Raw genomic sequence first — 20,389 nt, forward strand, 5'->3', positions numbered from 1 at the left:
TGCCCGCGGATTAACTATCGAACTACGCGGATTATTGTCGAATTAGAAGCAATGACCGCCAGACCTGCTCGTTGCAAAAGAGGCGAAAGGCTGCCGCTTACGCAAACTAAGGAGCCCTGCAATCTGGACGACGCCGATTACATCATGGCCGCAAGCGGGGTGGCGCGAACCGGCATACTCGGATGCGGCTAGAGTTTCCGGGTTTTCGGCAATCGGGAAAGGCATTTATAGACGCCGGTGGACGCCCGCATTGCCCCAGCCCGGCCCTGTTCGGCCTGTCGTGGGTCCACTGAGGAAACCGCCACCCGCGCTGGATCCGGTGATCCTAATTGCCGGCGAACTCGTCGACAGGGCTAAAGCGATGGCGCAGCATTGTTGGATATCGCCCACCGATTGAACCCCGGGCCGCGTCTGACACTTAGCTGACTGCGCGCAGGCGCCGAGACTGAACAAAGAGTTGTAGTCCCTCGGAATCCAACGCATGACCAAAGGCATAGCCTTGCAGTATGTCGCAGCCCAAATCTCCAAGCATCCGTGCGTGCTGCATAGTCTCGACACCTTCTGCTATAATCTCGATACCCAAGGACTTGCCAATCTCAATGATCGACGACACAACCTGCCTTCGTTGCGGAGATTTGACGATTGGAATAATCAGCTGTCGATCTATTTTCAACCGGCGAGGCTGCAGCTTGAGCAGGCTGACTATAGAGGCATAGCCCGTGCCGAAATCATCTATCTCTATATCGATACCGAGTTCCTTTATTTGATTGACGTTCCATGCAATCAAATCATCGCTGCCATCCAGAAAAATAGACTCTACAAGTTCGAACGAAATCGTTCCTTTTTTGATATTTAATTTTCTTAAGCTCTTTATGAGTTCCTCATCTTGAAGACGTCGCGCTGAAACGTTGACCGATACGCGTGGTATATGGAGATTTGCATTGGACCACTTTGCAAAGTCTGAAAGTGATTGGTTCAGTATGGATCGATCGATCATCGAGACGACATTTAACTCGTCGGCAATCCTTAGGAAGGCATCCGGCGCTAAAATTCCCCGCTTTGGGTGTCTCCATCGCGCGAGCGCCTCCACGCCGACGATTTCGAGGGTTTTTGCGTTAAATTGAGGCTGGTAGAAGGCTATGAACTCATTGCGCTCCAGGCCGCCGAGAACTTCGTCGGCAATCCGCTTGGTGTCGACGATCTCGCTTTGCATGACCTCGGTGAAGAAATCATACCGGTTGCGCCCACGCGTCTTTGCTTGGTAAAGCGCGATATCGGCATTCACCAGCAGATGCTTGCCTTCAATGTCATTGTCGTTCTCGACTGCAATCCCCACGCTAGCACCAAAGCGGCATCGGTGGCCTTGGTAGTAAACAGGTTCGCTCATCTTGCTGATGATGTCGTCAGCCAGCAGCCCCAGTTGCTTAGTAAGCTGCACAGTGCACAGGACCACGAATTCGTCGCCGCCAATACGAGCGACGAAGCCCCCCTCCCCTACCTTGGATCGCAGCACGGTAGATGCGTGAACCAGCATCGCGTCACCCGCGGCGTGGCCAAGTGTATCATTGATGTGCTTGAACCGATCGAGGTCGATGTGAAGCAGGCCCACATGACCGCAGTCTCGCCTAGCTTTTGCTGCGTAGTCTTTCAGTACCTGGTCGAGGTAACGACGGTTGGGCAAACCCGTCAGAGAGTCGTGAAGTGCGATATGCTCTATGCGCGCCTTGGCAGACTCGAGTTCTGCATTTTTCGTCTCCGACAGCTGTTTTGCGCGAACCAGGTCGCTGTTGAGCAGGACGTCGGCCGTCACATCCCATTCCGCGCCAATCATCTTGGGCGTCTCGTTTGGGGCTTGGTATATGGTGGCCTTGGATCGGACGTAACGGATTTCACCACCTGGACGGACAATCCGGTACTCCGACGAATATGTTCCGCCGCTGGCCACAGCACTGTTGAAATCTGCGTTGGCGCGGGCCAGATCCAAAGGGTGTATTGCGCCCGCCCAATCCGAATAACCGCGAGGACCTCCATCGCTGGGCTTGCCATATATTTCGTTGACACGATCATCCCACGACAGGTCATTGGTCGCGAGATCATGTTCCCAAACGCCAATGGCTGACGCCTCCAGAGCAAGTTCTAGGCGTCGGGACAATCGACGCAGTTCCGTATAATTGCGCTGCCTTTCACCAAGCAGCCGACCTGCTACCAGGAATGGGATCAGGATCAGCGCCCCGGCCGCGGCCATGATGGTACGCAAAAGCCAAGCGTTGCTGGGCGTCGAAGGCCAGCCGTTTTTGGGGACGGCTGCGATCTGCCACGAGCCGGACGGAAGCAGAACTTCGGCCGTCACCGGATTGCTTTTGCGGATGTCTGCAGAGCCGAAAAATTGAACTCCGCTTGGGCCAAGGGCATCTCTCCCTATGAGCGCGATATCAATCCCGAGATCATCGTCAAACAGGCCGCTCGCTTTGTAAAGGCGCTGCACATCGACGACTGCGGATATGATGCCCCAAAATCTTTCGCTGTTGCCCGCACTCGACACGAAAACCGGAAAACGGCCGATGAAGCCCTGGCCTCCTTGCTTCAGGTCGACGGGGCCGGCAAGAATCAACTTGCGCTCGTCTCGCGCCCTTAGCGCGGCCTTGCGTTGCCAATCATCCTTGCGGTAGTCGAGGCCCATCGCCCTCTCGTTGCCCTTCAGCGGGTACAACAAGGAAACGACCAGATCGGGCGCGCCGGCAATGTTGTTCAATTGTGAGTTTTCGCTGAACAGGTTTCTCGCGAGAGAAGCAAAGCGTTGCTGTCCCATATAGGGTTCCGTCACGACCGTCGCGACCAGTCCATGCACAAGTTGAAGGTTTCCGCTGATGTTACCTTCCAGCTTGGCGCGGATCAGATTTACCTTGACCAGGACATCCGCGCGGGCGGCTTGGTCCGAAACAATTTTGTTTTGATGGTCCGCATATGCTGCGCTGATGGCAATAACCAAGACCGCCATGGCGGCCGGAATATTCACCGAAGAAAAAACGGCATCCTTCATCCCGCCGAACCTAGCGCCGAAAAGGGGCAATGGGGTGGAACTCCCTGTGTGGTTCCGGTGTTCGGATGGACTCGTTGCTCCAACACTAGCGTTCATTGCTTAATTTTAAACTTCACACTCCTGAAAACTTTGCACTTCCGACGTTGATGTCATCTCGGGTCGACGCCGGTCCCTCGACGTTTTCACGCTGCCGACGACACCGATGACAACACTGATATTGATGGGAATCGTCGACAAGCGATTTCGTCACCTGCCCTGACCGCAATCAGAGAAGACCGGCGAAAACGGCACGAACCTGGGCTGTTGTGAACCCCTTATAAGCCGCGCTCCACGGCGCGGCTGGCCTATACGCAAGATTTAGGAAACGGCTACACTCAAGGTGAGGGCGTTCGCCTTGCAAACCAGATCGCCGTCAAAACCCGACCAGCCGGTGCTCGGCAAAGGCGGGTGCCTTCGACTGCGCGTCGTAGCAAGAGCCCTGTGCTCGGAAAGAACCCTGACCGCAGGCGACAGTCGTTTAAGCGGGATCCATACCGTCACATGGTTTTAGGAGCGGCGAGATACGGGATCATACCGGCGCTTCGCTTCGTCGCGCCGATGGAATAGGCCATCGGAATCCTGGGAGAGTTCTTTGGCAAGCCGTACATATTCTTGCCGGCCCTCACCGCAAATGAAAAGTGCTGCCACGAAACCGTGTCATGCTCATTCAGAAAATCGAGCGTGAGCCCAGCTGAAATCAGGGCGTTCACGACATCACTGATGGGATGAATCCACTCATAGTAGCGAGGATGCTTCAAGCGCCGGTCGTCGCCGGTATAGGTAAGTTCCTCGTTCCAGGCGAGCGGCTGAGCTATGGGCGTTCGCCAGTCGTGCTTCAACTCGAGTGCCGCGGCCTTGCGATCACACTGGAACATCAACGGATGACCCTCAGCCATATAGAGCCGACCGCCGGGTCGCAGGAGATCGGCAACCACTCGCGCCCACCGGCCCACGTCGTCGAGCCAGTTTACCGAACCCCAAGTCACGTAAGCGACGTCAAAGGTCCGGCCAAGCGCTTCGACTGCCTCGAATAGCGGCGCTTCCACGAAGCGCACATCGGTGCCTGCCTTGGAAGCGAAATCCCGCGCAGCGGCGATGGCAGTTGATGAAAAGTCGAGGCCGGTCACGCTGCGCGCGCCGAGATTTTTCAAGCTGATCGTGTCGAGCCCAATGTGACATTGTAGATGGATGATATCCTTGCCGACAATATTACCGAGCTCGCTCGTCTCAAGCTCATAGAGATTGGATCCTCCTGCCAGCACGTTTTCGATCTGGTAGCTGCCCGTTGTGTCAGTCGAATGCAGTTCGGCCCGATCATCCCAATTAAGGCGGTTCGTACCCAGAAACGATTCCACACCCCCTCCGATCGTCAGCGCTTGCTGATGCTTGGTAAACAAGTGGTTAATATCTTTGCAGCGAAAGGGCCGTGCGTCAATCTGAGGTCGGTGGACGGTGTGCCAGTTCGCAAAGCCCATAATCGCAGAGACAGCGGCGGGGTCTGAGGAAGGTGTAGGTTGCTCGAACTGAGTTGATGATGATTTAAAAAGCAGGCAGTTGCCGACGCTCGCCTGGCAGTAGTTCTGCAAGCTCGGAAGAGAGCGCCAGCGACATGCTCAACGAGGGAACTGTTTCCGCTCGTCTGCGACGACCCGCGCGGACCTGATCGGATCGGGTCGGTTTGCCTCATCAACAGCGCATTTGAGTGCCCCTCATGCCAACGAGCATCACATGATCGATTTCGGCAAGTCGGCAACGGATCTGAACGGGCCAGCGTAGGCGCGGTTCTCGCCGCCCGTCGATCAGCCCACGCTACCAGAGCTCCAACGGCGATCGCGGTCGCATGGCGCACGGACCACTTACAGCATCGGTATCCCGCCATCGACCACGTATTGCCTGCCGGTCACATATGCAGCAGCATCCGACAGCAGGAACCACGCGAAGGCTGCGGTCTTCGCCTTCCGCGCGGGCCAGAACTTGCGCTCAGCAAGTCGTCTTGGGAACACGAACCCCCCGGGTTCCGCAACGCGAGCCCAGTTCGTCCCCTACCAACCTCTACCCCTGGCACGCCCCCACGGCGGATGCGCCATCCCTTGAAACCTATGGTGCTCGGAGCTTCGGCATCGCAGGTGTGCCGAGGGTGCCACTTAAGGGTGCCCCATCTCTAGATAGAGAGGTCGATCCAGACGGCTGCGCCCGCGATCTGCTAGTGGCGTCCGTCAAGAACTATGCGAGGCATGACCGGGCCTCGCCTCGATTCCCTAGCCCGCCTCGCCATTTTGTACCTGCGTCGGGCCCTGACTTCATCCTCCGCTTGCTTGCGCGATATCTCCACCGCACCAAACGGGATCTTTTCTGGCATTCGATTGTCGTTTGAATTTCGAGTGGCCGTCATATTGGTTCTCCGTTGTGGAAGCCGAACTTCGAGTTTGCGGAAGTGTTCCCTGCGGCGCGGGATCGATGCCTCGGGAGCACTAGGTAGCGCGGACAAACCTGATCCACCGTCTGATCGTTGCGAGTTGAACGAAGCCGAGGAAGCTTGAAGCCAGCTTGTCGTATCGGGTGGCGGTGCGGCGGGAGTGCTTGAAGCGATCGAAGAAGCGCTCAATGCGATTGCGCAGCCCGTATGTCGCCTTGTCGACCGGGCGCTGAACTCTGCGGTTCGACTTTGTCGGGATCACCGGGCCTGCGCCGCGCCGCTCGAGATCGTCGCGAATGTCGTCGCTGTCATACCCCTTGTCGGCCAGCATCGCGGCCGGATCGGGCGCCTCCTCCTGCATGAGGTCCCCGTAGGCGGCCATGCCCGACGCCTGCCCGGGCGTTAGGCAGAAGCCGATAGCACGGCCCTGCGCATCCGTTCGGGTATGAAGCTTGGTCGTGAGCCCACCGCGCGAAGGGCCAATAGCATTTCTGTGAATCCCCCTTTTCCGCCGGCTGCGTGCTGGTGCGCCCTCACGATCGTGCTGTCGATCATCTGCATGTTGGTGTCGGCCGCGTCGCTTTCGGCAAGGGCTGCTACCATGACGTCCCAGATGCCGGCTTCCTTCGACCGGCGATACTGGCGCTGAACTGAGTTCCTGTTGCCGAACTCGGCCGGCAGATCACGCCAGGCCGAGCCCGTCCGCGTGATCCAGAAGATGCCGTCCAGCACCTTGCGATGATCCTGCGGACGCCGGCCGCCTCGAGAGCGGTTCTCGATCAGGAAAGGCGCGAAGAACGCCAATTCCGCCTCGTCCATCAGTCCTCGAAACAAAGCTGCCCTCCTCAAAGATCGGTGTTGAATGACGCGTCGGGTGAGATGGGTATCCCGTTGATCTGCGCGACCTACGCGGGCTGAAAAGTTCTTTTCGCGAACCTCCTGACAGAGGGCTGTCAGGGAGACTGTGCGATATTCTCTGTCTAATGCCGCTCAACAGGAGGGTTTGGATCCGACGGTCCGGTAACTGAATACGCGAAGGACATGGAGCTTTATGGGTGGCTCATTGGAAGCTGGGAAATGGAGACGATTCATCATCTCCATGACGGCACGAAACACAGATCGACGGGGGAAATCCATTTCGACTGGGTACTCGAAGGCCGTGCGATTCAGGACATCTGGATCAGGCCCAAGCGCCCCGCTCCATCCACCATGTATGGCACGACCTTACGCGTTTTCGATCCTGAGATCGGTGGTTGGCACATCATTTGGAGTGACCCGCTCAACCAAGATTACCCGCGCCGGATCGGGCGGGCAGAGGGCAAGGACATTGTTCAGCTGGGTGAGGATTCACGCGGGCTCAAAGCGCGGTGGCGATTCACAGAGATCACTGCAAACACCTTCCATTGGGTTGGCGAAGAGCGCTCTTTGGAGAGTGACCCCTGGCAGATCACGTTTGAACATTTTGTCCACAGAACCTAGTTGACCAACACCGACGAGCAAGATCGGGAAACAGAGCGGCGACGTGGCTGGCGACGGCAGATCCAGGGCGGACATATCATAGTTAAGTGACGGTGCAGGAGCAGGATGCGATAGGGGTGCTCAGCGGCTCCCTTAAGCTGCTGAACAAAGGCAGCGGCTTGCGGAGGACTACAGCATGCGCATGCATCATCCAGCAGACATCGCCATTTATCCAACCGATCTCGAACTGCTCCAGCGGGTTCTTATCCGGTATTGTTCAGAGAGACGGTGCAGCCTGGATTCCGCCATGGCCAACGACGCAGCATGTGAGCTGATGGCGCTGTTTCAGGCCGGCATCGAGGACGAAGGCGAACTCGAACGCATCATTTCCCGTCATGACATGCCGCTTCGGATGGTGGGTTAGGTCCCCTCCTGCCCTGTAGTGGGCATGCTGTAGGGTTCAGGCCGCACCGCGCGGCTGGCAGGTTTACCCCACCCGCCCCCCGCAAAAAGGGCGCCGGCCACCTTGGCTCGGCGCGGGTGCGAGCAAATTGTTTGCAAGAACAGCCTACATCGAGCCTCGGTACCGGGTAGCCTCAATCCATAGTGCGAGGGCAATAGCTGGCGACCGCCCCTTAACTTCCAAATCGCGACCTCGATAGCCGCCAGCCGCGATCCATACTGTCTTTGAACGCTGGTAGATTGTAATGCCCCGTGCGCTCGCCCAAGCGCACAGGTCTGCAAAATCTCGCTTCATGAATTCCCCACACGCAGCAATCGGAACGCTATAAACTGCGAAGGTGGAGGTATGTTCCACGATGCAAAAAGAGCCCGCCACCTTTCGGCGGCGGGCAATCAGCGGGAACACAGCACTGAATGGGAACAGTGCGAGGGCCCAACATCGCCAGCTCGAAATCGTTCCATGCTTCGGCAGGGATCATGTAGCGGTTGCTTGACGAACTTGCCGACGTTCGCCGGAAGTCAAGGATGCCGCTGCCCTCCGCGCGCTTTCCTAGCGGATGAAAGCATAACCGCTAGGCTACTATGCCAATGGCAAATCCCTTGCGCGGCAGATCGTCGATCTCCGCTTCATGTCTTGGCCAACGCGTTCATTTGCCCTGGCGCTGGCTATTTCGATTCCACGCCTTGCTCCGACTCAACGCCGATTGTCGCCGTCACATAGACCGCATCATGATCCCAATTGTTCGTCTTGTCGGGAGCTTTGACGATAGCCTCTCGGTTATCCCTGTCGGTTATCCCTGTCTTTTTTCCTTGCGGGGCGCGGGTCTCGGTATATCGGGCGATTATTTGGCCCATATGTTCCTCTTAGGAATGGCTGGATCCCACCGGTCCGAAAACCGCATCAGCAGATTTAAGTTCTCCTACCCCCTCAACACACGCCAGATGTCTGACAATAGGAGTAACGAGCGACGCCAACGCGGAGTCGTCATGGGTGATCTTGGCGGGCTGACGCCTGAAGAGAAGTCGGTAGGCTAGATCCCGGCATGCCCTACAGCCACCCTCAAGACGCGGTTACGCCTGTCCCCGACGCTCAACATCCAATGTGTCCGCTTTCGAAGCACCAAACAATATTTAGCCTCTGGCAGGTTCCTGTCATGAATTGAGAGACGATTGTCTGCTTTGCGCCAGCTCTCGACAATGCGCAGTTCCGGGGGCTGAAGCTGTGAGGGAACAGTTTGCCGGCTACGGGCCGCCCACTGGCGAAATAGTCCAGATCTTGATCTCTCCGTCCAGTCGTTCGAAGCGGTGCGGACAGCCTCTCGGGACGAAAATGACGTCGCCAGCGGTGCACTCCATAGCCGCATCATCGCACCGCAACACGCCGAAACCAGCGACCACGACATATACGGTCTCCCGAGAACCATCGTTAAGCCGGCCATTGTCTGCATGAGTTAAGCCACGAACATCCAGCGCAACCAGCTCGCTTGGTCCGGTCACGCCGATGGTTTTGCAGGCTTCAACCCAAGGCATCGGTTCCGCCGCTGCGGTCAGATTGATCGGTTTTGATGGCCTAGATGGCATCTCTATCGGCTGCTCACCGCCGGTAATCCTCATCAGATTAGACCATTGACCCGTCGCCCCGCCTCGCTTGCCGGCTCCCGTTTGGCTCGGTCCAAATGCAGGTAGCTAGCCTCGTATTGAGCGGCTTTGCGCAGGCCTATAGGGTCAAGTACAGTCCACGTCGTGCCATCAATCGCGATGAGATTTTGCTCGCGAAGCTGCTTCAGCATCCGATTGACGTGAACAGGTGTGAGGCCTGTCGCGTCCGCCAGGTCCACTTGGGTAATCGGGAATTCAAACTTCTGGTCAACGATGTCGCCGAAAGCCCGCATGCGCACGAAAATTTCATATATCAGAAATCCAATGCGCGAATAGGCGTCGCGCCTTCCCTCATCGATAATGCGTTCGCGCAACACTCCTTCGTCCTGAAGCGTGTTCCACCAGAAGGCGAGCGCGATACTAGGGCGGTTGAGAAGCAGTTCCTTCATGCGGGTGCCTGAGATCGACGCAACCACGCTCGGCGCCAGAGTCCCGATGTTGTGGTCCATCGCGTCCAGGATGAATATCTCGGAATCGCAGGGATCTCCCGGCACAAGGAATGCCATGATCTGACGCGAGCCGTCCTCGAGGAGTTTATATCGACATGCAAGCCCGGAAAGCACTACGTGGATGTCTTTGGAGTGCTCACCCTCCCGAATAATGTCTTGGCGGGCACCATAGCGTTTCTGTCGCTCTGACGTGAGTTCGTTGATGAGACACTTGTCGTCCTCGGAAAAATCGGAGAACTGCACCAGCTTCTTGAGCAACGGACTATCCATGGGGACCCTCCTGATCATGGGATGCAGGAAAAAGCCGATTCGATAGCTTTGGTTCCGCCAGGGCGATCTTGCTGCAAGCTTGATCCAGTTAAGTTCGATAGCCGCCATCATCGCGCATACCGGCGTCATGACCAGCGAGCGGCCGATCTTTAATCCTGGCGACAAGAGGCGGTATTCAGCCTCAAACGTCTCGAAAAATAACAATGAATCGCGTCGGCAAGGGTGCGCTGCTAATCGGCTCACCGCCACCCTCATTGCGGTCGAGAATAACGTGCTTACCAGCATCGCAGGAACGAACGAACGTCTGCATCGCTCCGTGGGGATCATGACTATCAGCACGGAACTGATCGCGATCTCTCATCAGGCGCTCGCGCGTTCGAGAGATCTGCTCAACAGGCGCCAGCCGGCATGACCGATGTTCGCGAAAATCGAGGTTCCGGTTGTGGCCAATGCTGCTGGGCCGCGCAGAGCGGAGATGTCGAATTATCCAAGCGATTAGATATTGACCGGCGCGGCCGCTTCCGGGGTGAGACGAATCCCGGCCGGCCGACTTGCCGCGAAAAAACAGACGTAACGCCGCCGGACCTCTGGGAAAGCTGCGAGCCTTCGAAAGCTGCTTCCTCATTGTCCTGGAGCGATGCCCACCCGCACTACGTGAATTCGACGGCGGCCGCCTCAGATTCCCATCGACATACCGAGCTGGCCACTTCAGAGGCCTCAGGTTGGGATTGCATGTCGAAATATGTAATGCCGACAGCACAGCGCAGGAGTTGACGTTGGAGGTTCCATCGTTGATGGCGAAGTCATGGTCCCGAGATTAAGGACTGTTGACTTCAAGGCGCTGCCCAACGCCATCACTCAGCGCTAGCATGGTTGGCGAAACGAACTGTACGAGTCCGAGGCAGTCAGTCTTTGATGAGGCCGAAGGTTCGTGAAAGCAGCACTATGCCCCTGTTCTCCAGTCGAATGGACCATTGTCCTTCATATTGATCGGATGGCCTCCCTTCAAAGTGATGAAACCAATAACACGGATTGCTCTCCCGCTTCAGATATACGTGCTCAAAAATGTACGCGGACATCTTCGTAGTGCCATCGTCAAGCCTCTCAGGCCAAACTACTACATGGTCGATCTGCAATCTCTCGCCCGAGGGCGGAGCTGGACCCGGCACCTGATGACCAAACGCGATGCCTGCTTGCAGCGGCATGCGGCCGCCTCTGAAGGCAATGGTTTTGGCATGAGCAATCCAAGTGTTTCCCTCGCTGGCAGACTAGCGACAGGCCGATCGGTGATCGGCGTGGAGTGCATACGGTATACGTAAACGTTGGCTACTCGCCATTCGTCAAGAACTGTCTCAATTACATCGGGCTAGAGCTTCGTCATTTCAGCAGCTATTGACGGCTTCATTCATGCGGGAGTCGATGCCCAGCTCGGCAAGGGCCGGCAACAAGAGCACGCAGTGACGAAGCAGGACCTGAAGTCCAGCCAGCGAGATTCGCCGAACAACTTTTTCGCAACGAGAGAGGGGCGACTGGCAACCCTCCACGGCGGCAGTGCCTACTTGCGGATGATCCAGTTTATCAAGGCTGGTTCGATCTGTTTGTGGTCGGTAAATTCCAGGATCAGGCTTGTAGCCAGATCGCGCCATTTGTCTTCCGGCACTTTGGTTTCCAAGACAAGTTTTTTGAACACTTCGCGCAGAATGTCGCAATCAAATGCGGAGATGTCGCTCGGTGCCTTTGCCGCTTTTCCGATGAATGCGGAGCACGATCCCGGCGGGCGATCTTTCTGCTGCTCATGAAGGCGCTTCAAGAGTTGGCGCGAGGCTTCGACGGCTTTCCGGGAAAAGCTCAGGCTCCGGTGAAGTTCGTCAATCTCCCGTCCGGTACGCCGAACACTTAACCGCGCAGCCTCGATAAACGTTCGAGTGGTATCTGTTTGCGTGGCCATCATCGCCATTCCTCCCCAGCGATGTTTGTCCAATCTAGGCACATTTGATGGGTCAGTTCAATGCCGACGCCAGCGGAATTCTTGGGTGCCGGCCTGTAGGATCTTGAGCAACCGTTCTTCGTCGGCCATGTCGCTTGGCAGTCAGCCATTCAGAGCGGGACCGATTGTATGGACGGGCAGCATGATCACCATCGAGCCTGTCGTTTGGGCTATAACGGCTTGCCGAAAACAAGGAACACTCACCAAAACCGCTGCGAACACAATCATGTACCAGGCTGCCGGCCAAGCCACCATATAGTACCCGCCACACGAAGCGAGCGTGGCGGGTACTCAATCGACCGGCGATGAAGGGACTGATGATCGGCGGTCGCCTTACTAATGTGACCACGCCTGCGTTGTTTCACGCGTTCAGACCTTTGCGCTTCGGAATCAGACTTTGGTCGGGTTTGGGCGGTCCGATTTCAAACCGCCTGGCAAGGCGCGCCAGATGTCGACCCCAAGCGGTCACGAGCGATGCCACAGCCACCGCGATTCTGGCGACCTAAAGGCGGCCAATCCCCGCAAGTTTCCGACGACAAGGCTATCACGTTGCGAAAATCCCCGTTCAGCCCGAACCCGAACGGGGCGTGCATATGTGCTGCCACGCCAACCTGGCAATGGATTTGAGTGGCAAGCCAAACGATACCGAGGACGGTCAGCGTGCGCGAGACGCCGTCCTGAATTCATGCAAGCCAGAGAAGCCCGCCATCTGTCGGCAGCGGCGTTCCGCGGCGCGTGTCCCGGCATGCTTCTTTGCTGCTGAAGCTCGGCGCGATCGATTCATCTGAATAGGACGGCGATCTAGTTGGTCAGTTGTAGCACCGTGAACTTTCGAGCGATTTCCTGAAACACGTTGGGCAGTTTGCGAGGGTCGTTAACGGCGTAGTAGTTGCTCGGATCAGTGGCGCATTTTCCGTAAAGCGTTCGGTTGGCCGCCGTGTCGGATTGCAGGGTGATCGTGTAAATCTGGACCTGCTGCGCTTTCAGCTTTTGACAAACGTCAAGGGTCCAGCGATCGACCGTGCGCGCCGCGTCCGTCTGGTTGCTCGAACCGAAGCGGCCCGACGACAGAAAGCCATATGACGTGTAGTCCGATTTTTCCGGTTCGTTGCTGGCTCCAAAGACTACATTCTCGCCGTCAGTCAGCAGAACGACGATCTTGCTCGTGTTGGGTGCCTTCCATGCGGCCCCGCCGGTGTAAGGTGCGTCCGGCGACAGCACCCGCATACCCCAGGAGAGCCCTTCGGAGACATTGGTGCCAGAGCCATTCCATTCTTGCATCTGGGCGGCGGCGGTCCGCAGTTTGTCGAGGTCGATGCTCAACGGGACCACTGGTGTGGGGCAAGCGCGATTGGGACCGACCGTAAGTGGCCCTTTCTTGTCGTTAATCTTTTTCGCTTTCGGGTTCTTGTATTTCGCAATTTTCTTGTCTTTTCCTTTCTTATCCGCGCCGTCCTCAACGTCATCGGAGAGATAGGAGTTGTTGTAGACCTTGGTATCGTTGCCATAGCTGGCCGATGGATCCGTGGCATCGCCGGGGTCATCTGGAGCGAGATAGGGCACGAACAAGGTATCGGCATCAGTCTGGTCCGGCGCGATATCGGAAATGCCGGCACTTCCTGGACGGGCCTCGACGCAGCCCTTCCAGCCTGTGCCCTTCCAACCGGTTCCCTCGGCCAGGTCCCTGAACAGGTCCATGTGATTGACGCGCTTGCCATCGGGCAGCAAAGGGAAGTTGACGCCGTTGGTCGACGACTTGCCATCCATGTCGATCCAAGATGGGTCGAACTCGTCGCCATTGATGTTGACTGCGGTGACAAAGGGGACAAGTGCAGCACTCACCTTGCGGTTGGGTGACTTCGCTCCCTCCAGGCTATCAAGCAGCGCTTTGGTGGCATCCCGAAGAGCCTTGATCTTGGCCCCTGCCATGGAGCCGGTGTTGTCCAGAACGAGGACGACTTCGAGGTTGTTGGTGGCCTCTACCGCGCCCGAGTCAACCTCGATGCGCTGGTTGGCACCAAATAGAAAGGCAAAATTGAGGGCCACATCGGCGGAAGCAACAGCTTTGGTCTTGATGTAGTTCAGACCCTTGTCGACGGAAAAGGTCACTCTCGCATTCGAGAGTTCGCCATGGTTGGCGACGTTCGCCTGAAAATAGCGATCAAAAAGCTGCCTGCGGTCGGCTTCATTATCCGACAGATGCGACGAGGCGAGAGTTGCAGCGTCCAGGGAGCTTTGAAGGCTGACCTTCGCCCGCATTATGGTGGAGACGTCCGTCGCAAAACCCACGGTCGCCAGAATAGCGGGCAACGCCAAGCCCATCAGAAGCGCAAAATTTCCGCTCTTACAACGCCAAAAATCCTTAGGCACAACAACCCCCTGTCAGCCAACCTCTTCCCTTTGCACGAACGTGGTTGATGGAGGATTGAGACAGAGGCCTATCTGTCGGCAAAGCCCCGGCTTGGTTAAACAAGCCTTAGACCGAACCCTGTGTCACGGTGAGGCTCACCTACTCAAACAGCTCGCCAGATGCCTGAACAGTAAGTGGGGACCAGCGACGCCGCCATACCGTCGCACCCAATAGGCCAAGCCCCATGAGCTTTCCAACGGCATCTCGGTAGCATGGGAAAAGCCCCGCAAGCTGTTCCGCGGTCTGTTAATGATCCGGCTGGTCCCGCCGATCGGCTCGCCTCTTTTCGGATCGGCGGCGCACCCGAGAGCGGAAGCCCCACTGAAGGCCGCCTACCGGCAAGATGACGCCACCGGGCGCGCCCTCGGCGCTCGGCAAAGATGTTGCCTAGAAACATCCAAGGATGGATTTGACACTCAAGACATTCCAACTTGCCTTGGGCCCGATATTCGCGCCCGTTTCCGGACTGCTTGAAACCGCAAAATGGGGCGCGCGGATCCCAGGCCGGCTAGTTGAGATGAGCCTGACCGGAGCGAATCTGCGATGCGAGACGCATGATCGTCATCTAGACCTTCGACCGATGGAGGCAGCCGCGGGGGCCCCGGACATATCGACACCGAACCCGGAGAACGCCCCATGACCGGCATTGTATCATCCAGCATTCAGCCGCAGGCACTCAGCCTCCGGCGGCGAACCCACGTGTGTCCAAGGTGATCTTCAACGCCGACAGAGCCGTGCCCAGCAGCGTGCCAGGTCGACAACATCGCCTGGAGGCGCAACGAAGCGGCCGTCGGCATCCATCTCCGCCCTCCCTGGCGACGTCCCAGCCATCGCCGACATCAGCCGCAGATCGAAATCTCCATAGCCGTCGCCTGTGGCCCCCGGATTCCTTCCTCGGGGACTTTCGTACGCCTGCCGGCGCCCGAAACTCTTCGCGAAGACGACTGACGGGTTTGGGCACGTAGCAAAGCTAAAGTTGACGTCTGCCAAACCCACTTGAGTGAGTTCGGCTTATGCCGACGAGCAACTCTTCTGTGCCGGCGATGGGAGTCCTGCGGCTCCGGCGGCCTGTATCGCGCCTTTGCATACATGGAACGCACCGATCACCTGCGGCAAGCCTGCGGGGTGCCGTAACGCAGTGGCCGGCGCGGGTTGCGCCGGGGCGAGGCAGGGAAGCCGTGATCTGTCCGCCGGATCGCTTTCTAGACTAGCAGCAGTGGTTACAAAGTGCGTCTTTGAGATATCGGATGTAGTGGCGTCGAGCTGTAGAAGGTCCTCACGACCTGCTGGGGCATTACTAAGCCGGACTGCGCTCCGGCTATTGTCGCTCGTAAAGGCCACTAGCCCCGATAAGGCGAACCAATTCCGCCTGTCGCCGCGTCCCCGTCTTTTCGAATACGTGCTGCAGGTGAGTGCGCGCCGTGGTTAGGCTGATTTCGAGCTCATCTGCGACCGCCTGTAGCCCCGCGCCGTGTGTAATTGCCATGGCCACGGCCGCCTCGGACGGGGTCAGCCGATAGAGACTGCGCAAGTGTTCCTGCGCCGTCGGAGGCGCGCTGTCTGGATCGGCCAAGAACACGATCGCGGCGGAGCGGCCTGTCACAAACCAGGTCGTCTCGATAATCAGCGGCGTTACCAGCACGCTCAGCGGCCGGTGCGGCTCAGGCCGCGCAAGCGCCATCGCGCCGCCTGAGCCGCCCACTCGCTCCGCGGCCGTGGCGATCAACCGGCGAAATTGCTTGGCATCCGCCGGCTTGGCTGCGCACAACTCCAATAATAAGAAAAATGAGTTTCTCTTATAACAGGATGAGATCAAGCGACGCAAGCGGCGTTATAAGACAGTTGCAGAGATCTTATAACGCCGCCGCATCATCCAGGTCCCGGCGCGAATAGGGACGGAAATAGGGCCTAAGATTTCGCCCGCGCGCGCCATTGGACGTGGCCGCATTGCGACACCTGCGCAACGCCACCTTTCGCACTGCATATAATCTGCACCGCGAAGCTTTGCTTGACATGTCCGCCGGCGCGAATACTGCACTCGGGGAGGGTCAGTATTTCTTCCTAGACGTTCGTCGCGAGGGGATCGTGCTCTACGAGCTCGACGAAGAGCCCCCTGCTAGTAGTCCCGTACCTGCTGGCCCAGATGACGCCCTCCGAGCAGCTGAGGAATACTTCGCCGACCGGCTGCCCCACGCGAGAGCTTCGTCGAAGGTGCGGAAAAGTGGCCATAGCACGCTGTTGGCATAGCCGTTGTGGTAGAGCGTATACTCCTGGCGCGGCAGGGTGAGCGCAGCCGTCTCAATCCTTCCCACGTGTTCAAGGTGGATCAGCGGTTCGTCGCCCGCGGCAGAGTCTTGATACTCGGTGCTTGCTCCAGCCATAGACCGCCACGCTCGGCCAATGCATCCGCGATGCCTACTGCCAGCCAGCCCGCCTGCGCCGGATCGCGGATATTCCCCAGCCGATTTGAGAGGACAACCAGGCGGCGCGGTATGCCACCATTGGCCCGCTGCTTAGCCTCGCTCAACACGGGGTCGCGCACAATAAAACCACCATTTGCAAAACCACCATTTGCTTGCGGGGCCTCGTTATGGGTTTCGTCAGGCCGCGGCAACAAAAGCTCGGTACCAACCAAGCTTACTAGATTTCGAGCCTGCGCTTCGGTGATGCCGGTTTTCTTGGCGAGGAAGCGTGCGAGGATCGTGGTCATCTGCTCGCGATCCGGTTTATTGTCACCCATGCCTGGTCCGCTCGTTGAGGCTGCGAGCAGAAGCTGTGAGAGTGCAACTGGTTCCTACCTGTTATGGGATTTGCTGTGTTGCACTTTCCAGCAGTGCTTCAGTGGCGATCCGGGCCACCAACCGGAAGCGTCACTTTAAATATAGTGCCCTCTTGGTCCGTGCTGACTACTTCGATGGCACCATTGTGGGCCTCGACGATGCCTTTGCAGATTGCCAGCCCAAGTCCTGCGCTGTTCCGGGATGACCGATCGCCTCGCCAGAACCGATCGAAAATATGAGGCATTTGCTCTGGGGCGATCACCGATCCGGTATTCTGGACGGCAATTTCAACACAACCGTCGTGCTCTTCAGCGCGAACGGATATGCTCCCTTGGTCAGGTGTGAACTTCAGCGCGTTGCTGAGCAGATTGCCAACTACCTGAAGGAGCCTGGAGCGATCGGCCATGACTGCGGGGATGTTCGGCATAACGCCAAAATCGACGGCCAGATTTCTGCCCTCCGCGGAGAAATCGAAGCTTTCCCGCGCCTCTTCGATAACCTCCAGAAGGTCAACGGGCTGGCATTCTACCGCGAAGCTTCCCGATTCCAAGCTGGAGAGGTCTAACAGATCGCGCACCAGCCGATCCATTTCGCGAGCGGCGCGCTGGATGAACTCAGCGTAGTTTCTCTGTCCCGATCCTGCCTCAGGCTCCGGCGTTCTTCGCGCGGCACTCATGATGACCTGAATGGGGTTGCGCAAATCGTGCGCCACTATGGCCAAAAGCTGATCGCGGCTTTGCGTCGCCTGTTCGGCGCGGGTTCGTGCCTCGTGCTCCCGCTTGAGCAGCAGCTCCCGTTCTGCCAGCACGGCCCGCAATTCCTCCTCGGCCCGCGCCTTCGCCTTCTTCACTTCTCCGAGCTCGATCGCATAGCGCAGCGCCGCAGCAAGGCGTTCAGCTGTCATTGAACTCTTGGAAAGATAGTCCGAGGCGCCGGCCTTCATGAATTCGACGGCGAGATCCTCATGTCCACGTCCCGTGCAGATGACGATCGGAGCATTAGGGGCAGCCGCTCTGATTTTCTCGATCAACTTGAGTCCGTTGATGTCGGGCAGATAGTAGTCCAGAAGGACGCAGCTATAGCCACTGCTTTCGAGGTACCCCAGCGATTCCGCGCCGGAAGCCGCCTCATCAATCGCAACCGACAAGTCCGTTTGCTGCAGAAGTCGTCGGATCGAGGCTCTATCGGTTTCGTCGTCGTCTATGACGAGCACACGCAGGGGCCGACGCTTGTCGGCGGGAACAGGAATTGGGAGGGGCGGAGATTTCGCCATCACAACCTTCAGGGTAGCTCCACGAGCGACCAAAACTTGTTCAAAGCGGCCATTTTTTCGCAGAAATCTGTGAAGGTCACGGGCTTAACAAGGTATCCGGCAACGTTCAGGCTATAGGCATCGCAAACGTCCTGCTCGTCTTTGGAAGTGGTCAAAACTACGACCGCTGTCGTGCAAAGATCAGGATCCCGCCGCAGTTCTCGAAGGAACTCGATCCCATTCATCCGTGGCATATTGAGATCGAGCAGGATCAGTCTTCTCTGCTTCGGAACCTCACCATTTCGCAATTTCTCCAACGCCTCGATCCCGTCCGACGCCACATAGACCGGATTTGCAACGTGATTCTTGCGGAAGGCGCGCCGTACATTCATGACGTCCACTTCGTCATCTTCAACGAGCAGGATGTTGAGTTGATCACTCACGGTGGCTCACGTCCTCTTGGGTACTCTTCGGCCAAACAAAGCGGAATGTCGCCCCTTCGCCGAGCAAGGATTCGACGGAGACTCTGCCGCCGCGGCGCTCGACGACCTTCTTGACGACTGAGAGGCCGATGCCGGTTCCTTCGACGTCATCTCGCCTGTTGAGAGTCTGGAACATTGCCCAGATTCTATCGTGAAATTGTGGCTCTATCCCAGGGCCGTTGTCTGTGATCGCGAATTCGACGCCGTCATCGACATCGCGCCATTCGATCGCAATTGCGGGATCGGGTCGCACGGCCAAGGTAAATTTGATCGCGTTGCCGATCAGGTTCATGAAAACCTGCTGGAGAGGCACGAGTTCTGCTTCTATCGTTGGCATCCGCTGGGGCCACTGAACTCGCACTTGCTCTGGCGGGTTGAGCAGGTCGACGATCTCGCTTAGAACCGCACCCGTATCTACTTGTTCTTGCGAGCCGTGTTGGCGGCCCGCGCGCGAGTAGGTGAGAATGCCCTCGATGAGCGCAGTCATGCGCCGGACGCGCACCTGAAGGAGGCGCATGTGCTCAATCGACTCTCCCTCGATCTTCTCGCCAAGATCATCCTGCAACCACTCTACGAGATTGCCGATGCCGCGCAGTGGCGCTTTCAAATCATGGGATGCGATGTAGGCGAACTGGTCAAGCTCGCGATATGCCTCCCTTTCGGCCTCTGCCGAGAGTTCTGCCGCGTTGCGGGCTTCCTTGGTCGCATCCAGCGCCTCCTTCAATTCGGCAGCCTGTTCCTGCAGCTTTGAATTAAGTTCCGCTAGCTCCTGACTGCGCAGCAGTGCTGAATCGCGGGTCGCCTGCTCCGCCGCCAACTGCCGGGCCTGCTCTTCAGCTTGGCGCCGCTCGGTTAGATCGCGCGTCACTTTAGCGAAGCCCAGCAGTTCCCCATCCGGCGCTCGCAGCGCGGTGATGACAACATTGGCCCAAAATTGTGAACCGTCTTTTCGAACCCGCCAGCCTTCGTCTTCGAATCGGCCATACTGGCGCGCACTCTCCAACTCGCGCTGCACATGCCCGGACTGAACGACCTCGTTTGAATAGAAGATCGTTATGGGTTTGCCCATGATCTCGTCCGCGGAGTAGCCCTTGATCCGCTCCGCTCCCTCGTTCCAACTCGCAACGCGTCCCTCGGGATCGAGCATGAAGATGGCATAGTCCTTCACGCTGCGAACGAGGAGCTCAAACCCAGCTTCATGTTCGCGTCGGCTTTTTTCGCCGAGTTTGTGCGCATCCGGGCGGCTGTTCATGGCGAGAACCCCATGCAAAATCGCAGCGAACTCACCGGGTCCAGCGTAGAAATGCTAGGGGGCAGACAAAGGGCAGCGGGTTCGGCAGTCATCTCGAATATTCTTGCCGCATGGCAGTTGTCAACTAAAGGGTCAGTTTACTCTACACAAGCGCTGGTCCCAATGCAGCAGGAGGACTCGCTTAGGTGGGTCATAGGTCCTCTTGGAGCGCCGGCAGGCACGGCAATGTGGCGGCGGCAATCGTGAGCCGCGTGCCAGTTTGTCCGCTCGCGATTGGCAAGCCGGCGAATTGAGGTTGAATGAGCTTTGCCTCGCACCGGATCCGCGATATGCCACCGATGCCGGTGGCGGTCATATAGCGCCGGTGTGGCGGCCCGCCGGCGTCTCGAGATCGTGCGCAGGTTTTCGCTCGGCATCTAAATTGTGTGTTCAA

At 57.7% G+C, this 20,389-nt stretch carries 14 protein-coding genes and 1 pseudogene; 2 read left to right on the top strand and 13 right to left on the bottom strand.

All coding sequences use genetic code 11. The annotated features are described in order from the left end of the window. Nucleotides 1-418 precede the first annotated feature (418 nt). From LB545_RS08030 to LB545_RS08040, 3 genes are all read right to left on the bottom strand, one after another. A complete protein-coding gene (locus tag LB545_RS08030) occupies nt 419-3,040 on the bottom strand; it encodes an EAL domain-containing protein (protein WP_224704877.1) in 2,622 nt (873 codons plus the stop codon). Between the two features lie 536 nt (nt 3,041-3,576). Continuing rightward, nucleotides 3,577-4,665: a class I SAM-dependent methyltransferase gene (locus LB545_RS08035; protein ID WP_224704878.1), complete on the bottom strand. Its 1,089-nt coding sequence runs from the start codon at nt 4,663-4,665 to the stop codon at nt 3,577-3,579. 885 nt (nt 4,666-5,550) lie between these two features. After that, nucleotides 5,551-6,314, bottom strand: a protein-coding gene (locus LB545_RS08040; RefSeq protein ID WP_224704923.1) for an IS5 family transposase whose coding sequence is annotated in 2 segments (ribosomal slippage) — nt 5,551-6,005 and nt 6,005-6,314 — 765 coding nt in all. Because the reading frame shifts where the segments join, the coding sequence is not laid out codon by codon here. 258 nt (nt 6,315-6,572) lie between these two features. On the opposite strand from LB545_RS08040, the gene LB545_RS08045 reads away from it, so the two are divergent. After that, nucleotides 6,573-6,974, top strand: a complete 402-nt coding sequence (locus LB545_RS08045) for a hypothetical protein (protein WP_140584629.1) — start codon at nt 6,573-6,575, stop codon at nt 6,972-6,974. 175 nt (nt 6,975-7,149) lie between these two features. Then, nucleotides 7,150-7,377, top strand: a complete 228-nt coding sequence (locus tag LB545_RS08050; protein WP_140584630.1) for a hypothetical protein — start codon at nt 7,150-7,152, stop codon at nt 7,375-7,377. 1,280 nt (nt 7,378-8,657) lie between these two features. Here LB545_RS08050 and LB545_RS08055 read toward each other — a convergent pair. From LB545_RS08055 to LB545_RS08100, 10 genes and pseudogenes are all read right to left on the bottom strand, one after another. Continuing rightward, complete coding sequence (locus tag LB545_RS08055; protein WP_140584631.1) at nt 8,658-9,029, bottom strand: cupin domain-containing protein; 372 nt, start codon at nt 9,027-9,029, stop codon at nt 8,658-8,660. Next, a complete protein-coding gene (locus LB545_RS08060) occupies nt 9,029-9,997 on the bottom strand; it encodes a Crp/Fnr family transcriptional regulator (RefSeq protein WP_181172029.1) in 969 nt (322 codons plus the stop codon). Before LB545_RS08060 ends, LB545_RS08055 begins: the two co-directional genes overlap by 1 nt. 1,351 nt (nt 9,998-11,348) lie before the next feature. Then, nucleotides 11,349-11,744 carry a hypothetical protein gene (locus LB545_RS08065; RefSeq protein ID WP_140646494.1) on the bottom strand — a complete coding sequence of 132 codons (396 nt, stop codon included), beginning with the start codon at nt 11,742-11,744 and terminating at the stop codon, nt 11,349-11,351. Nucleotides 11,745-12,581: 837 nt separating this feature from the next. Then, entirely contained in the window at nt 12,582-14,150 is a 1,569-nt protein-coding gene (locus tag LB545_RS08070; RefSeq protein WP_224704879.1) for a pilus assembly protein, read from the bottom strand. A 427-nt stretch (nt 14,151-14,577) separates the two neighbouring features. Next, nucleotides 14,578-14,740: pseudogene (locus LB545_RS31115) on the bottom strand (aldehyde dehydrogenase family protein); the annotation flags it as partial. A 768-nt stretch (nt 14,741-15,508) separates the two neighbouring features. Beyond that, complete coding sequence (locus tag LB545_RS08075; protein WP_210239524.1) at nt 15,509-15,871, bottom strand: helix-turn-helix transcriptional regulator; 363 nt, start codon at nt 15,869-15,871, stop codon at nt 15,509-15,511. A 645-nt stretch (nt 15,872-16,516) separates the two neighbouring features. Next, the gene (locus LB545_RS08085) at nt 16,517-16,930 is read right to left on the bottom strand and encodes a hypothetical protein (RefSeq protein WP_181172028.1); all 414 of its coding nucleotides are present in this window, start codon (nt 16,928-16,930) and stop codon (nt 16,517-16,519) included. A gap of 98 nt (nt 16,931-17,028) precedes the next feature. After that, nucleotides 17,029-18,243 (bottom strand): ATP-binding protein, encoded by a 1,215-nt coding sequence (locus tag LB545_RS08090; protein ID WP_140584635.1) that lies wholly within the window; start codon nt 18,241-18,243, stop codon nt 17,029-17,031. A gap of 8 nt (nt 18,244-18,251) precedes the next feature. Further along, a complete protein-coding gene (locus LB545_RS08095) occupies nt 18,252-18,665 on the bottom strand; it encodes a response regulator (RefSeq protein WP_140562225.1) in 414 nt (137 codons plus the stop codon). Further along, nucleotides 18,658-19,956 (bottom strand): ATP-binding protein, encoded by a 1,299-nt coding sequence (locus LB545_RS08100; RefSeq protein WP_224704880.1) that lies wholly within the window; start codon nt 19,954-19,956, stop codon nt 18,658-18,660. Before LB545_RS08100 ends, LB545_RS08095 begins: the two co-directional genes overlap by 8 nt. Nucleotides 19,957-20,389: the final 433 nt, after the last annotated feature.

It is taken from the genome of Mesorhizobium sp. BR1-1-6 (assembly GCF_020165355.1).
Lineage (GTDB): Bacteria > Pseudomonadota > Alphaproteobacteria > Rhizobiales > Rhizobiaceae > Mesorhizobium.